Genomic DNA, 14,176 nt, shown 5'->3' on the forward strand with positions numbered 1-14,176 from the left:
ATCCAGGCAGTCTCCCGGGCCGCCCCCGCCGCCCGCCGCGCGATCATCTGGGTCCTGCGCATCCTCGTCATCGTCTCCGTCTACGTCGGCGCCACCACAACGCCGGGCACGGCGTGGGCGCTCGGCGACATCGGCGTGGGCACCACCGCCTGGCTGAACATCCTCGCCATCCTGGTCATCCAGGCCCCTGCCCTGAAATGCCTGCGGGACTACCGCAGGCAGAAAAAGGCCGGCCTCGACCCGCAGTTCGACCCGGAGGCCTTGGGCATCCGCGGCGCGGACTTCTGGGTCGAGCGCAAAACCTCCATGGTCGAGGCCGGCACCTGGGTCTCCCCGGAGGCGGCCCGCTAAATCCCGCAGGCGATGCCCGTGGAGTGGTGCGGACAGTAGCCGCCCGGCACCTTGTGCAGGTACTGCTGGTGCTCGTCTTCGGCGAGGTAGTAGTCCACCCCGGCGCGCACCTCGGTCGTGATCGGGCCCAGCCCCGCGCCCGCAAGCTGCTCGCCGTAGGCCGCCACCCAACCGCGGACGAGCTCAGCGTCGTCCTCGCTGTCGGTGTAGAAGGCGGAGCGGTACTGGGTGCCCACGTCGTTGCCCTGGCGGAAGCCCTGGGTAGGGTCGTGGGCCTCAAGGCCGGCTTTGACGAGCTCCTTGAGCGTGATCCTCGCGGGGTCGTAGACCACCTCGACGAGCTCGACGTGGTTCGTCATCCCCGTGCACACCTCGCGGTACGTCGGGTTCGGCGTGATTCCCCCGCCGTAGCCCACCGAGGTTGACTCAACGCCCTCCATCTGCCAGTACAGCTTCTCGACGCCCCAGAAGCACCCAAGCCCAACGAGGACGCGCCCCTGCCCGTCACGCCACGGCCCCGTAATAGGGGTGCCGAGCACCGCGTGCGGGCGGGGGTGAGCCAGCACGGGCTCGGGCCGGCCCGGGAGGGCACGTGAGGCGTCGACAAGCTCGGGCGTTGTGCCAAAAAGGAATCCCATACCCCTACCAACGCCCGGGGCACCGAAGGTGTTCCCCGCCACACGTGCGCGGAAGTTTCCCTATCATGGGGCACTGTCGCTAAAAGCAACCGAAAGGAAATTTTAAGGATCATGGCTGTCTACGAGCTTCCCGACCTGCCCTACGCTTACGATGCGCTCGAGCCCTACATCTCGGCCGAGATCATGGAGCTGCACCACTCCAAGCACCACGCCAACTACGTCAAGGGTGCCAACGCCGCACTCGAGGCGCTTGAGGCGGAGCGTAACGGCGAGGCCAACCCCGACACGCTGCGGGCGTTGACCAAGAACCTCGCATTTAACCTGGGTGGCCACACCAACCACTCCATCTTCTGGAAGAACATGGCACCGAACGCCGGCGGCGCTCCCACCGGCGCGATCGCCGAGGCGATCGACCGCGACTTCGGTTCCTTCGAGAAGTTCCAGGCCCACTTCGAGGGCATTGCTAACGGCCTGCAGGGCTCCGGCTGGGCGGTGCTTGGCTACGACCACATCGCCGGCCGCCTCATCATTGAGCAGCTCACCGATCAGCAGGGCAACATCTCCGTTGACTTCACCCCGCTGCTCATGCTCGATATGTGGGAGCACGCGTTCTACCTGCAGTACAAGAACGTCAAGGCGGACTACGTCAAGGCGTGGTGGAACGTTGTCAACTGGGACGATGTCAACGAGCGCTTCGCTTCCGCGTCCAAGTAAGTGATCACGCCCCGATGAGGGGCACGCCCGGCGCGCCGGCGGCAAGGAATTGCCGTACGGCGCGCGTTGCTTTGCAATCGCCCTCGTTGTAGCGCAGCAGCTGCTCGCGCGCCTCCTCATCTCCGAGGCGGGCCGCGCGCCGCAGCGCCACCGAGCGCTCCCCGTCGATGCCGTCGTCGTCCCACTCGTACCCGACGACCGGGCCGAGGACCTTGAGCCCGAGCCCGTCGGTGCCCACGAGTTCGCGCCTGACATAGGCGAAGACATCGACCCACTCCTCCGAGGCGATAAACGCCGCCACCTCGTCTTCATCGACGCCGCCGAAGCGCCTCGCGGAGGACTTCATCCAGTAGTTTTCCCCACCGGCGGCGTAGCAGTACGCGGCAAACGTCCTCCCTTCCGCGCGGGCGCGCGACCGCGTGCTCATGAGCCATTCCCAGAAGGCGGCGAAGTTTGCTTCCTCGGCGGCGCCGCCGACCTCCTGCCAGGTCACGAAAGCACGGTAGACCTCGCCGTCGTACGCGCCCCACAGGTAGGCGCCCTGGTCGAGGTAGGCCTCCATGTCGATGTCGATCTCGACGTCGGCGCGCGGCACCCTACTCGGCGCCCCGGTGCGCTTGAGCACGGGGATGCCCGCGCGCCAGGCGCGCGCGAGGTCGGAGGGCTCGCCCACGTGGGCGTCGATAAGCGACTGCACCGTGTCAATGCCGCGCTGGCGTAGCCCGTCGGCCCTCCCGCCGGGCAGCACCAGCGAGATCTCATCGAGCTCGCACAACCGCGGCTCGCACAGCGGCCAGAAGCGGCACGACGCGCACTGTTTGACGCGCCGCGGCTCCTCCGGGACCGGCACGCGCAGCGCGGAGAGCAGCGCGGGGACGAAACGGGCGGGCTCGAGGACGTAGGCGCGGGTGCGGTCCTGCCCGACGAGCCCGGCGCGGCCATCGGCGAGCTCCCCGAGCAGCAGGTGCGCGAGCGCGAGGCGGTAGCCGTCGACCGTGTGGTGGCGCAGCCTCGCCCCCGTCTCCACAGGCGCCCCACGCCCGAGGCGGCTCGTGGGCACGAAGCGGGCACTCCCGCTTGTCGACGCCCTGGCCACCCGATGGTTAGACACCATCACCGGCGCGTAGCGCCCCCGCCCCACACGCACGAGGATATCGACCTCCGAGACGACATCGACCCCGCCGACCCGGCCGGTGAGGACGCCGCCCGTGATCACGTGCGCGCCCGTGCCCATCGCCTCCCGCGTTGCGCGTTCCGCCTGCTCGGGGTCGCGGCCCGGAGCGATGTCGACCCGCGCGAACCCCGCTCCGGGCGCCGGCAGCGCGCGCAGCACCGCCTCCCGGCCCGCCTCGACCTGCTCCTGGCGGGCCACCGCGTCGGGCGGCGCCGGGTAGTCGGGGTGGTCGAAGCGCTGCCGCAGCCGGAATCGGCAGCCCACCAGGTCCGCCGCGCGGATAAGGAAGGGCGAGGCGGCGTCGCCGGATCCCGCCGTAGAAGTCATGATCTCGCTCACAGCGTCCCCCATCTTATCGGCGCTGACGCAGGTAGGGTATACCGCATGGGAATCATTGAGACGATCCGCAAGAACCGCGCGAGGACGAAGGCCGAGATTAAGGCCGCCGAGGTGCGCGCCCGGCAGCTGGCAAAGAATGAAGCGAAGGCCGAGCAGCGCACCGCGAAGCTCCTCGACAAGGCAGAAAAGCGCCTGCTCAAGGAGGAAAAGAAGGGGCTTAAGCGCAAGCGCAAGCACGAAAAGCAGCTCGCGGAGGCCCACCTGAAGCGCATCGAGAAGTCCGGGCTGACGAAGAAGAAGGCCCAAAACTTCGTCGGCGCGGCCCGCGTGCTCATCCCGATCCTCCTCCCGCTGGCCTACAAGGCCCTGACCACCGCGCAGCAAAAGCGCATCGAGTCCAGCGCCCAGGGCCACGGCCTTACCACCCAGGACCTCTCGCGGCACTCCGGCCGCGGCGCGGAGCTCAAGGCGCGCATCGAAGCGCTGCGCGAGACCACCGACAAGGCCGCGAACTCGAAGCAAAGCCCCTCGCTCTCCGCCAGTTTCAACCGCGACGTTAACGTCCGCCTCGATGAGCTCGACCAGGCGGTCCGCAACGCCGAGCGCCTCGCCCCGGAGCAGCAGCGCCTCGCCCACTCCTCCATCGAGCGCGAGCTCGAAGAGGTGGCCGCGGAGGTTCAACAGCGCTCCGCCCGCTAGGACGCCACTCCGGGGGTCCTAGAGCAACCCCTGCTCGCGTGCCGCCGCCACCGCCGAGGTCCGCGAGCGAACACCCAGCTTGTCGTAGATGTGCACGAGGTGGGACTTCACCGTCGCCTCCGAGAGCATGAGGTCGTGGCCGATCTCCCGGTTCGACGCGCCCGCGGCGACGAGCGCGAGCACCTCGAGCTCCCGCGGGGTCAGCGCCAGCCTCGGTGCCCGGTCGCGGCTCTCCAACCGGGTGCGCACCACGGGGGAGAGCGCCGCATCGCCGCGGGCCGCGGAGCGCACGGCGGCGACGAGCTCGCCTGGCGCCGAATCCTTCAGCAGGTAGCCCACGGCACCGGCCTCGATCGCGCCGAGGATATCGGCGTCGGTGTCGTAGTTTGTCACCACCAACACGTGGGGCGGCCTCGCCATCGTGGCGCGGATCTGCGCGGTGGCCTCCGCGCCGCTGGTCACCCGCGCCCCCTCGGCGCCCGCGCCAAAACGCAGGTCCATGAGGATGACGTCGATCCCCCCGGCCTGCGCGGTGGCGATCGCAGCCTCGGCGGTCGCCACCTCGCCAACGACCAGGATGTCTTCGGCCTCCTCCAGCACGGCGCGGAGCCCGAGGCGAACGATCTGGTGATCGTCCGCCAGCAGCACGCGGATCATACTCCAGCCTCCTTTACCTGCGAATCATCTGCGCCGAGCGTACCCGGTAGAGCGACGGACACCGCGGTCGGCCCGCCGGGGCCCGACTCCACCACAAGCTCGCCGCCGAGCTCCTCGGCACGCGAGCGCATCGCCGCCAGCCCGACGTGGCCCAGCCCCGTCGGCGCCTCCGCCAGCGACTCGGGGTCGAACCCGCGCCCGTTATCCACCACGTCGAGGCGCACCTCTGCCGGGGCGTAGGTCAGCGTCACGCGGATCTTTGAGGCCCCCGAGTGCTTCACCGCGTTAGATACCGCGCCCTGGGCGATGCGCAGCACCCCGGCCTCGCACCGCATGGGCATCACCCGCGGCGCCCCGTCCGATGAAACCTCGATCGCGATGCCGGAGGCCTGGGAAAAATCGCGGGCGACGCGCTCGAGCGCGTGCAAGAGCGACGCCTCCGTCAGCGGCGCAGGGGTCAGCGCCGCGATCATCGCCCTCGTCTCCGCGAGGTTATTGGCCGCCGCCCGGCGCGCGGTGTCCATCCGTGCCTTCACCGGGGCCAACTCGGCGGGGCTCAAGCCCGTGGCATCTAAGTCGCGGTCGGCGGCGTGAAGCAGCATCTGAATGCTCGAGAGCCCCTGCGCGACCGTGTCGTGGATCTCGTGCGCGAGGCGCTCGCGCTCCTGCGCCACGCCCGCCTCGCGCTCCGTGGCGGCGAGCTGCTGGCGGGCGGCCAAGAGTTCGTCGATAAGCGCCTCGCGCTCCTTGCTCACCCGGTCGATCGTGCTAAACGCGTAGTTTGTCGCCATGACCACCAGCGCGGAGAGCACCGGGCCAACCACCCCGCCCACCGTCAGCCCGGTCGGGATCTGCGCGCCCACCGCGATGGCAAGGCCGAGCGCCACCCACACCACGCCGCGCCAGTCGTTAAACGTGCGGAGGTAGACGAAGAAGAGGATGAAGACCCAATAGATCGCCAGCGGAGTAACCATCATCTCCGCAATCCACAGCCCGGTCAAGCACATCAGCCAGCTCGCCTGCCCGACCCTGCCCCACTTCGGCATCTCCACAATGCCGTAGAACAGCAAGAACGAAAACAGGCTGACCAAGACGATGTGGAGCAGCGCGGAGTTCAGCGGCATCCGCACGAGCGCGGCCAGCGAAATGACGAGCAAGGAGACCGAGAGCACCGTGATGCCCGTATCAAGGGCCTTATTACCGGTGGCGTTGCCAGTTCCCCCCGTGCCCGTCCGCCCCGCTACCGTGGTGCCCATGCGCACTACACTACCGAGCGGAATGCGTCCCCGGCCCACACCATCGCGGCTCAGTACAGCCATCATCGCTGCCGCCATGTCAGCGGCCGCGGCCACCGGGTGCTCCGCCGAGACGGACACAAGCGGTGCGCCCGCGGCGGTGCCTGGCGATGCGGGTCTTGGCCTCACCGAGCTGCCCGCCGCGCCGCGGGAAGAGAACGCGACGTGCCCGTACCTGGATTCGCAGTGGGTGGCGGAGGCCAACGGCCAGAAGGTCACCGGCGTGGCGGTCGACGATCGATTCGAAACACCGGCCTGCGAGTTCTGGTCCTACGCGGAGCAACCCCAGCTCACCGTCCTCGTACGGCACATGGCCTCGCCGCAGGAGGCAATGGCCGTCGTCGACTGGGCAACCCCGATCGAACACACCGAGCCGGCCGATGACCCGCCGGGCTGGAACGGCGGACGGCACGGCGGCGGGGCCGTGCCCGGCCGCGCCGGTGCCGCCTATTCCGTGGCCAAGGGACCGGTGGCGGTGACCGTTTTTACCAATCAAAACGAGTCCGTGAAGGCTCAGGTTGTGGCCGAGCGCGTCATCGCTACCCTGGGGCTATGACACTGCCTGCCCCCATCCGAGTGGCCGCCCTCGTCATCCGCGACGACGCCGGCCGCGTCCTGTGCGTGCGCAAGGTGGGAAGCCCCCGCTTTCAGCTCCCCGGCGGAAAACCGGAAGGAGGCGAATCCGCGGCCGCGGCCGCCGTGCGCGAGACGGAAGAGGAAGTGCGTCTCACTCTCACCCCCGACGAGCTTGGCTACCTCGGCGTATTTACCGCTGAGGCCTCCAACGAACCGGGGTTTCAGGTCACCGCCACCGTCTTTATCCGCAGGCAAAGTGGTACGAACGCCTACGTCGACCCCGTCGCCAGCGCGGAGATCGACGAGGTGGCCTGGATAGACCCACTCGATCCAGGCTCCCGCCCGCTCGCCCCGCTGCTCGAGCACGAGGTCTTTCCCGCACTGCGCGAGCGTGAAATCTCTGCCATCGCGGTTTTCGCCGGGGCGAACACCGGCAGCAACCCGGCAAACCTGCGGTTGGCAGACGACCTCGGTGCAGCCCTCGCCCGGCGCGGGATCACGCTCGTCTACGGCGGCTCCCGCCTCGGCGTGATGGGGCGCGTGGCGGAGGCGACGACTTCGGCCGGCGGCCGCGCGGTCGGAGTGCTGACCAATCACCTGGCCAACCACGAGCTGCGCTACGAGGGCCTCTACCAGCTCGAGATGGTCGAGACCATGGCGCAACGCAAGCAGCGCATGGCCGAGTTGAGCTGCGCCACCATCGCCCTGCCCGGCGGCACCGGCACGCTCGATGAGCTCTTCGACCAGTGGACCACGCAGCAGCTCGGCTATCACAGCGCTCCCATTGGCCTGCTCGGTGTCGAGTTTTGGGCCCCCTTCGTTGCTATGATCGACCACATGGTCGCTCAAGGTTTTATCCGCCCGGCCGACCGCGCCTCGCTCGTGCTTTCCGACGACGCCGACGCGCTGATCGATGGGCTCCGCAGCTGGGTTCCCCCCATCCCGAGGTGGATGTGATGCGCCGTGCGCGCGCCGCACTCGGCGCTACCGTGCTTGCCGCCTCGGTGTTCCTGCTTTCTGGATGCCAAACGCAGCCTATTGACAACGTCTCCACCTACTCCTCGGTCGCCCCGCCGCTCGGTGTCACCCCGACCCCGGCAGCCAACCCCACCGAGGTGGAGGCGACAGAGATGCGCGTCTCGCAGGCCCTGGAGCCGAGCTCCATCGATGTCTACGTCGCCTTGGGCGACTCGTACGCCTCGATGGGCTCGGCCTCGGGAGAGGAGGCCGACTCGAGCTTTTGCGCCCAGTCGAAGGACAACTACCCGCACGAGCTCGCCCGCAGGCTCGGCCGCTCCGTCGAGTTTGTCGACGCCAGCTGCCAAGGCTCCACCACAGAGAACATCGCCGGCCCGCGCATCGTCGAAGACGAGGACCTCACTATTGAGCCTCAGCTCAACAAGCTGCGCAGTGACGCTGACCTGGTCACACTCTCGCTGGGCGGAAACGACATGGACTTCGCGGGCATCGCCCGGTGCCTTGGCGCCATGCTCGCCGGGGAGGACCGCGATTGTTCTGCGGAGTACGCGGCGCCCACCGCGCAGCGCCTCGCGGAGCTTCCTATCAAGCTGTCGAAGGTGCACTCCGAGATCAAGAAGAAAGCCCCGGGTGCGATCGTCGTGGTGACCGGCTACGTGCCGCTGATCTCTCTCGAGCAGGAGTGTGATGTGACCAAGGTCATCGGGCGCGACGGTGTCGAGTGGGGCCTCTGGCTCACCGCGGCGATCAACAACATAGTGAAGCAAACGGCCGAGGCCAACGGGGCGATCTTCGTCCTCCCGGAGGAGGTGGAGAAGCACAGCACGTGCGCGTCGGCGCGCCAGCGGTGGGTCGCCGTCGACGGCAAGGACACCAACTCCTACCCCGCGCACCCGACTCCGCGGGGGCAGCGCGAGATGGCGAAGACCATCGAGTCGGTCATCGAGGGCTAGCGGCGCTCCATCACGGCGCTACATCACGGCGTTAAATCACGACGTCGTTGTACGGCATCTGCGTGGAGACCCAGGGAAAGACGACCTCCATCAGGAGGAAGAACACCGCCACGGCGAGCGCAATTGCGCACAGCACCTTGACCGGGGTTGGTCCCGGCAGCATGCGCCACAAGGCGTGGTACACCTAACTCACCTCCTTCATCGCGGCCGGCGGGCCGGCCGCCTTGTCCACCGCCTCCACCATCACGGCGTGGATGATCATACGCTCAGCGTTGGAGAACTGAGGGTGGCAAGTGGTGAGGGTAAGCAGGGCCTCGGCCCCGGGCGCCACCTCGACCCGGGCCGTTCCCGGGACCGGGTTGAGCACGCTCACGTCGTTAGGCGTGGTGATGTGGCGGCCCAGCACGCCGGAGTAGTCCCCCGCCGCAACCCGCGGGGCGAGGCGGGTGCCCATGCACCGGCTCGCCTCCCCGGCGCGTTGCTGCGGGTCGGTCGTCATGGGCAGGACGCGGTAGGTGAGCCAGTGCGTCTGCGTTTCCACCACTATGGCGTCGCAGGCGTTGAGCTTGCCGAGGTCATTAAACGGCGCGCCCTTGCCCACGCGGTGGCCGGCCACGGCGAAGTTTCCCGGCCGCCCCGGAAGCTGCGTGTCGGGGTAGCGGCCGGGCCCGGCGCGCAGGTCCTCCTCTCCGACCCCTTCGATGATGGCGAATTGGTAGTCCGCCCCGAAGGCGGGGATGTACATCCGCGCGAGCACGTCTCCGAGCTGCGGGGTTTTCACTGTGCGCGGATTTACCCAAGTGGATTCGAGGGAGTGTTGGGCGTTGTCCTGCAGCTTCCCGGACGCGAGGTTGGTCCAAAACGCCTCGTAGAATGCGAAGAGAAGCAGCACTATCCCTGCGGTGAGCAAGAGCTCTCCGGCGACCTGGCTGGCGCTTGCGCGGCGCGGTGCGCGTCCGGCGGGGCGCGGCGGTGTTGGGGGCATGGCCTAACATTAACCCACGTCCCTGGTTGTCCAGATAGGTGGTTTTCCCGTCCATGATTGAGCTCTTCGTGTATCCCGTATCAGCGGTGATGAAGTTCTGGCACTGGCTGCTCGCCGATGTGTTATCGGTGGAGAGTTCCCATTCCTGGGTCGCCTCCGTGGTCCTGCTCGTGGTCACCGTGCGCGGGCTCATCGCGCCCCTGCAGTGGTACTCCTATAAGACGAGCCGCCTGCTGGTGCTCATGCGCCCCCACCTGGCCGAGATCGAGAGCCGCTACGGCCAGGGGACGACGGTGGAGGCCGTGCGTGGCAAGGAGCAGGCGACCAAGGAGCTGCACGAGCGCTACCAGTACAATCCCTTCGCCGGCTGCATGCCGGTGCTCATCCAGCTGCCGTTCTTCCTCGGGCTCTACCGCCTCTTGCTGTGGATGGCGGTACCGGAGTCGTCCTCCGGCCGTGCCCTTGGCGTCCTCGCCCCCGCCGAGGTGGAGTCCTTCCGGGCGTCGACGTTTGCTGGCGTCCCGCTGCCTGCGTATATGTCAATGAACGCCGAGCAGTTCGCCCATTTGGGCACGACGCGTGGCGACGTCTCAGGGCTCGCCATCCCGATGCTCATCGCCGCCGCGTTCTTTACCACCCTCAACCTGGTCATCTCGCAGATCCGCATGCGCTCGACCCTGGAGTGGGGCAACCCTGCCTCCCAGCGGGTCTACTGCTTTGTCTGGTGCCTGGTGCCAATTGTGCCGGCCGGCATCACGCTCGCTGGCCTGACCGGGCTCGTGCCCGTCGCCCTTCTGCTCTACTGGGTCAGCGGCAACTTCTGGACGATCGTACAAAACATCACCCTGTGGGTGCTCACGGTGCGCGCCTTCCCCCTCGAGGACCACCACCGCGAGCACATGCGCCAGGCGAAGGAGGCAGAGATGTCCAAGCGGCGGAGTAGGCACGAGTGGAAGCGCTCGCGGCGTCGCAGGCGCGCTGGCGCCTTGGTCAAGCCCTGGACCATCGCTAGCGTTCGACGGGACCTGGCCGCCGAAAAGGCCGCGGCCGGGGCGGCCCGCGCTGAGGAGAAGGCGGAGAAGAAGCGGATCGCCGCGCAGCGGCGCGCCGCGGTGCGGGAGTCGAACCAGCTGCGCCGCGAAGAAGCGCGCCGCAAGGCGAGCGAGAAGGCCCGCGCGCAGCAACAGGAGAAGGAGCCGGAACCTGAGCCGGAGGAGCGCGGCGGCGAGGAGGCCTAGATGGAGTAGTCGATCGGGGGTGCGCCGAGGAGCTGGGTGGCCAGCTCGCGCCCGGTCTGCAAAGGGCCGACGTCGCGCAGGAATCGCGCCCCGGAGAGGCCCCCTTCGAGGAAGATGAGCAGCTGGTCGGCCTCCGCATCGGAGGCGTAGCCGTTCTTCTTCGTCAAAAGCTGCGTCATTGTGTCGTGGATCCACTGCCTGTGGGCTGTCGCCGTAGCCACGATGCGCCGCTCGGAATCGGTCTCCGGGCGGGGGTATTCGTTTGCGGCGTTGAGAAACGGCGAGCCGCGGAAGCCCTTCGCCGGTTCCTCCTCGATCGCCATGTCGAAAAAGGCGAGGATCTTGTCGTCTTCTTCGCGGCTCCCGGCGGTGCGGTCGAGCCAACGCTGGCGGTATTCCTCATCGAGCCTCTCGAGGTAGGCGATGACGAGGTTGTCCTTGGAGCCGAGCAGGGAGTAGAGCGATGCCTTAGCAACGTCCGCTTCGCGCAGGATCCGGTCAATGCCGATGACCCTTATCCCTTCCTCGATAAAGAGCTTTGTTGCGGCGTCGAGAAGCCGCTGCCGCGGGCTCGGGCGATTGCGCCGCCGCGCAGTCGCCTTTTTCTTGCCCGCAGGTTCCGTTGTCACGTTCTACGCCCCTTTTCTTCGCTTCGATGTCCGGGTGGCCGCGTGCTCACATCTCAATATAGACAAACCGGTACGTCCGTACCACTCTCTGCCCCAAAGCACACGAAACCCCCCGTGCCGGAGGCACAAGGGGTTGTGGCGGTAGGCGCGCTTAGCGGCGCGACCCGGTGAACAGGTTCACGATGGTGAGCAAGACGACCGCGCCGATGAGGCAGGTAATAAAGCTCATGAAGATATTGCTCATCGGGTCATCCAGGAACAGCCCGAGGATCCAGCCGCCGAGGAGGCCGCCGATGATACCCACGATGATGTTGAGCCCGATGCCCATCTGTGCGTCGCGTCCCTTAATCTTGGATGCGATCCAGCCTGCCAGGCCGCCGAGCACGATCCAGCCGATAAATCCCCACTTCATGTCAATTGTCCTTTCAGAGTCGATATAGTGCCGTTATGTTGCTTTTCACTCGCCCCTCAATTATCCATGCTTTGCGGGTTATTCGCCACGTTGCCCGGTCACGGAGGCTAAGCTCCTAGCGGTTCGGCCTCACGACCATCATCGGACAGGGCGCGGATTGGAGCAGCGCGCGCGAGGTCGAACCGAGCAGCATGCCCTTGAAACCGCCGCGTCCGTGGGAGCCCGTGATGAGCAGCTGCGCTCCCTTCGCGGCCTCCGCCAACGCCCGCACGGGGCGGTCGCGGGTGATGACCTTGCGCACCTTGACCTCGCTGTAGCGCTCCTCGAGCTCGGCGAGGTACTTGTTGAGCTTGTCCTCCTGCCCCTGCTGCATCGCGTACCAGTAATCTTCTGTGATGGCGTATCCTGCCCCCGGGCCTTGGATTGGGGCGTCCATCCATGTGTGCACGGCGATGAGCTCCGCGCCGCGAGCACTCGCTTCCGCGAACGCAACCTCCGCGGCGCGCTGTGATACACCAGACCCATCGATGCCGACCACGACCGGGCCGTATTTGGTCTCCTCCGTGACGTTGTTATCTTCGCGCACCACCACGACCGGGCACGACGCGTGGGAGACGACCGCGCTTGAGACAGAGCCTAAGACCATGCCGGAGAGTCCGCCAAGGCCCCGGGAACCCATGACGATCATGCTCGCGTCCTGGGAGAATTCAAGGAGCATGTCAATCGGGGAGCCCTCGACGACCGTGTGACCGATTTCGATGTCCGGCGCGATTCCGAGCGCGAGCTCGCGCGCGGCGTCGATCTTTTCCATCGTGTCGCGCTGCAGGTCATCCAAGAGCTCCTTCGGCGGCACGATGCCCTCGGCGTAGAGGAATTGCGGGATGGTGTAGCTGGCCGCGAGGCGTAGCGGGATATCGCGCTTAGCGGCGGTGTTTGCCGCCCACCGGACGGCGTTGTCGGACGCGGGGGAGCCGTCGACTGCGACAATGACACTGTCGACGGTGATTTCGTTGTGCGGGTGCGTCGTGGGGTTCGTCATCGGAAACGCCCTTTCGGTTGTTCTCGTGCCCCGGAGATTGCGCCCCGCTAATCTCGCGGCGCCGCCCTGCCGGAGCGGGTGTCTACACCTTTTATTCTAGCGCCCACGAGCGTCAGTTTCCGGCGGTTATGGCACAACTACCGCGGGATCTCGATCGGGCGAGCAGGCTCCGCGTTCGCTGGATAGAGCAGGCCATAGATGACCTGGAGCACGTCGAACAAGACTTTGCCGATGCCCTCGGAAGAAAATGCCACGACAGGGGCGAGAAGTGCGTTGAAATCCATGCGATAAACTTAGCGCACACTATGCGTAGAAAGAAGTCCACGAAGCCACGCCCTCTACCCCCGCGCGACGGGCTCGGCGCGAGCAGGGCGCGGCTACCGGGCGATCGTGCCGTCACCGCCTTCGACTTCATCGCACGGGTTATTACAGAACAGCGCTACCGCCACCCGGACGACGACGCACACGCCGTCATGCAGCGCTTCGACGCGGGCGAGGTCGTGCTTCGCGACGGCACCCCGCTCCGCCCCGACGATCTCATCGAGCCGGGCACGGACGTGTTCTTCTACCGCCATCCCGCGCCCGAGCGCCCCGTCCCCTTCGACATCGAGACGGTATTCGAAGACGACTACATCCTCGTGGTGAACAAGCCCCATTTCTTGGCGACGATGCCGCGCGCAGCGCACATCACCGAGTCCGCCACCGTGCGCCTGCGCCGGGCCACCGGCAACGAGGAGCTCACTCCCGCGCATCGCCTCGACCGAATGACAGCCGGCCTCCTGCTGTTGACCAAACGAGCGGAACACAGAGGAGCCTACCAAGAGCTTTTCGCGCGGCGCGAAGTGCGCAAGCGCTACGTCGCCATAGCGCGCGACGCCCCCGTGCCCACGCCAACGGTGTGGACGCACCACATTGACAAACAGCCCGGCGAGCTGGTCGCAACCTTGCAGGAAGGGCTGCCCGCCAACGCGGAGACCCACGTGCTCGCACGAGCACCCATTGACGCGCCCTCGCTGCAGGCGGTGCACGGGGTTGTTGAGCCTCTTGCGTGTTATGTTCTCGAGCCTGTGACGGGTCGTACGCATCAGTTGCGGGTACAGATGTGTGCGGCTGGGGTGCCGATTGTGGGTGATCCGCTCTACCCCACCGCGGTGTCGGGGGGTGTGGAGGATTTTCGTGTGCCGATGCGTCTGGCCGCGGTCGTGCTCGAGTTCACGGATCCGTTGACCGGTCGTGGGCGGTGTTTTGGGTTGGACGCGTGCGGGTTGTGGGGATAGCAGAAACGGCCCGCCGTGGTGGTGGGCCGTTTTTGTGGTGTGAAGTTGTTGGGTCGGCGGTAACTTACTCTCCCACCCCCTCCCGGGGGCAGTACCATCAGCGCGGGCGGGCTTAGCTTCCGGGTTCGGAATGGGTCCGGGCGTTTCCCCGCCGCCATCAACCACCGACACACTTTGTGGGGTCACAATATGGTGTTGTTGTGGTGTGTCAGATACTGCATA

Annotated in this window: 17 protein-coding genes, 1 rRNA gene and 1 pseudogene; 8 read left to right on the forward strand and 11 right to left on the reverse strand. The window is 67.1% G+C overall.

What is annotated here, in order from left to right:
• Positions 1-33: 33 nt before the first annotated feature.
• Positions 34-351: pseudogene (locus tag C3E79_RS10645) on the forward strand (alanine:cation symporter family protein); the annotation flags it as partial.
• Here the strand turns inward: C3E79_RS10645 and msrA are convergent.
• Positions 348-989 (reverse strand): peptide-methionine (S)-S-oxide reductase MsrA, encoded by a 642-nt coding sequence (gene msrA / locus C3E79_RS10650; protein WP_108404881.1) that lies wholly within the window; start codon positions 987-989, stop codon positions 348-350. The pseudogene C3E79_RS10645 and the gene msrA sit on opposite strands and share 4 nt — an antisense overlap.
• Before the next feature lie 111 nt (positions 990-1,100).
• Here msrA and C3E79_RS10655 point away from each other — a divergent pair, with 111 nt between their 5' ends.
• Positions 1,101-1,703, forward strand: a complete 603-nt coding sequence (locus C3E79_RS10655; protein WP_108404882.1) for a superoxide dismutase — start codon at positions 1,101-1,103, stop codon at positions 1,701-1,703.
• Between the two features lie 4 nt (positions 1,704-1,707).
• On the opposite strand, the gene C3E79_RS10660 is transcribed toward C3E79_RS10655, so the two are convergent.
• Complete coding sequence (locus C3E79_RS10660; RefSeq protein ID WP_108405180.1) at positions 1,708-3,204, reverse strand: TM0106 family RecB-like putative nuclease; 1,497 nt, start codon at positions 3,202-3,204, stop codon at positions 1,708-1,710.
• Between the two features lie 57 nt (positions 3,205-3,261).
• Here C3E79_RS10660 and C3E79_RS10665 point away from each other — a divergent pair, with 57 nt between their 5' ends.
• Positions 3,262-3,915 (forward strand): DUF6474 family protein, encoded by a 654-nt coding sequence (locus C3E79_RS10665; RefSeq protein WP_108404883.1) that lies wholly within the window; start codon positions 3,262-3,264, stop codon positions 3,913-3,915.
• A gap of 18 nt (positions 3,916-3,933) precedes the next feature.
• On the opposite strand, the gene C3E79_RS10670 is transcribed toward C3E79_RS10665, so the two are convergent.
• Both C3E79_RS10670 and C3E79_RS10675 read right to left on the reverse strand, forming a co-directional pair.
• On the reverse strand, positions 3,934-4,572 hold the full coding sequence (locus C3E79_RS10670; protein ID WP_108404884.1) for a response regulator: 639 nt from the start codon (positions 4,570-4,572) through the stop codon (positions 3,934-3,936).
• Positions 4,569-5,828 carry a sensor histidine kinase gene (locus C3E79_RS10675; protein WP_108404885.1) on the reverse strand — a complete coding sequence of 420 codons (1,260 nt, stop codon included), beginning with the start codon at positions 5,826-5,828 and terminating at the stop codon, positions 4,569-4,571. The genes C3E79_RS10670 and C3E79_RS10675 overlap by 4 nt, the downstream gene beginning before the upstream one ends.
• Between C3E79_RS10675 and C3E79_RS10680 the strand changes: the two genes are divergently transcribed.
• From C3E79_RS10680 to C3E79_RS10690, 3 genes are read left to right on the forward strand one after another with little or no spacing between them, the layout of a single operon-like run.
• Positions 5,827-6,423 (forward strand): DUF2020 domain-containing protein, encoded by a 597-nt coding sequence (locus C3E79_RS10680; RefSeq protein ID WP_235840684.1) that lies wholly within the window; start codon positions 5,827-5,829, stop codon positions 6,421-6,423. The two genes, C3E79_RS10675 and C3E79_RS10680, sit on opposite strands and share 2 nt — an antisense overlap.
• Positions 6,420-7,400 carry a TIGR00730 family Rossman fold protein gene (locus tag C3E79_RS11660; protein WP_108404887.1) on the forward strand — a complete coding sequence of 327 codons (981 nt, stop codon included), beginning with the start codon at positions 6,420-6,422 and terminating at the stop codon, positions 7,398-7,400. The genes C3E79_RS10680 and C3E79_RS11660 overlap by 4 nt, the downstream gene beginning before the upstream one ends.
• Entirely contained in the window at positions 7,400-8,374 is a 975-nt protein-coding gene (locus C3E79_RS10690) for an SGNH/GDSL hydrolase family protein (RefSeq protein ID WP_108404888.1), read from the forward strand. Before C3E79_RS11660 ends, C3E79_RS10690 begins: the two co-directional genes overlap by 1 nt.
• Positions 8,375-8,405: 31 nt before the next feature.
• Here C3E79_RS10690 and C3E79_RS11485 read toward each other — a convergent pair whose 3' ends face one another.
• Both C3E79_RS11485 and C3E79_RS10695 read right to left on the reverse strand, forming a co-directional pair.
• Positions 8,406-8,558, reverse strand: a complete 153-nt coding sequence (locus tag C3E79_RS11485) for a hypothetical protein (protein ID WP_179948285.1) — start codon at positions 8,556-8,558, stop codon at positions 8,406-8,408.
• Positions 8,559-9,359, reverse strand: a complete 801-nt coding sequence (locus C3E79_RS10695) for a class E sortase (RefSeq protein ID WP_108404889.1) — start codon at positions 9,357-9,359, stop codon at positions 8,559-8,561.
• Between the two features lie 53 nt (positions 9,360-9,412).
• Here C3E79_RS10695 and yidC point away from each other — a divergent pair, with 53 nt between their 5' ends.
• Positions 9,413-10,597 (forward strand): membrane protein insertase YidC, encoded by a 1,185-nt coding sequence (gene yidC, locus C3E79_RS10700; RefSeq protein WP_108404890.1) that lies wholly within the window; start codon positions 9,413-9,415, stop codon positions 10,595-10,597.
• Here the strand turns inward: yidC and C3E79_RS10705 are convergent.
• From C3E79_RS10705 to C3E79_RS11490, 4 genes are all read right to left on the reverse strand, one after another.
• Positions 10,594-11,226 carry a TetR/AcrR family transcriptional regulator gene (locus C3E79_RS10705; RefSeq protein WP_108404891.1) on the reverse strand — a complete coding sequence of 211 codons (633 nt, stop codon included), beginning with the start codon at positions 11,224-11,226 and terminating at the stop codon, positions 10,594-10,596. The genes yidC and C3E79_RS10705 overlap by 4 nt on opposite strands.
• Positions 11,227-11,377: 151 nt before the next feature.
• Entirely contained in the window at positions 11,378-11,638 is a 261-nt protein-coding gene (locus C3E79_RS10710; RefSeq protein WP_108404892.1) for a GlsB/YeaQ/YmgE family stress response membrane protein, read from the reverse strand.
• 115 nt (positions 11,639-11,753) lie between these two features.
• A complete protein-coding gene (locus tag C3E79_RS10715) occupies positions 11,754-12,677 on the reverse strand; it encodes a universal stress protein (RefSeq protein WP_108404893.1) in 924 nt (307 codons plus the stop codon).
• Between the two features lie 137 nt (positions 12,678-12,814).
• Entirely contained in the window at positions 12,815-12,961 is a 147-nt protein-coding gene (locus C3E79_RS11490; RefSeq protein ID WP_179948286.1) for a hypothetical protein, read from the reverse strand.
• Positions 12,962-12,982: 21 nt separating this feature from the next.
• On the opposite strand from C3E79_RS11490, the gene C3E79_RS10720 reads away from it, so the two are divergent.
• Positions 12,983-13,954, forward strand: a complete 972-nt coding sequence (locus C3E79_RS10720; RefSeq protein WP_108404894.1) for a pseudouridine synthase — start codon at positions 12,983-12,985, stop codon at positions 13,952-13,954.
• 51 nt (positions 13,955-14,005) lie between these two features.
• Here the strand turns inward: C3E79_RS10720 and rrf are convergent.
• Positions 14,006-14,123 (reverse strand): 5S ribosomal RNA (rrf, locus tag C3E79_RS10725).
• Between the last annotated feature and the right edge of the window lie 53 nt (positions 14,124-14,176).

Origin of the sequence: Corynebacterium liangguodongii (assembly GCF_003070865.1) — a bacterium.
GTDB lineage: Bacteria > Actinomycetota > Actinomycetes > Mycobacteriales > Mycobacteriaceae > Corynebacterium > Corynebacterium liangguodongii.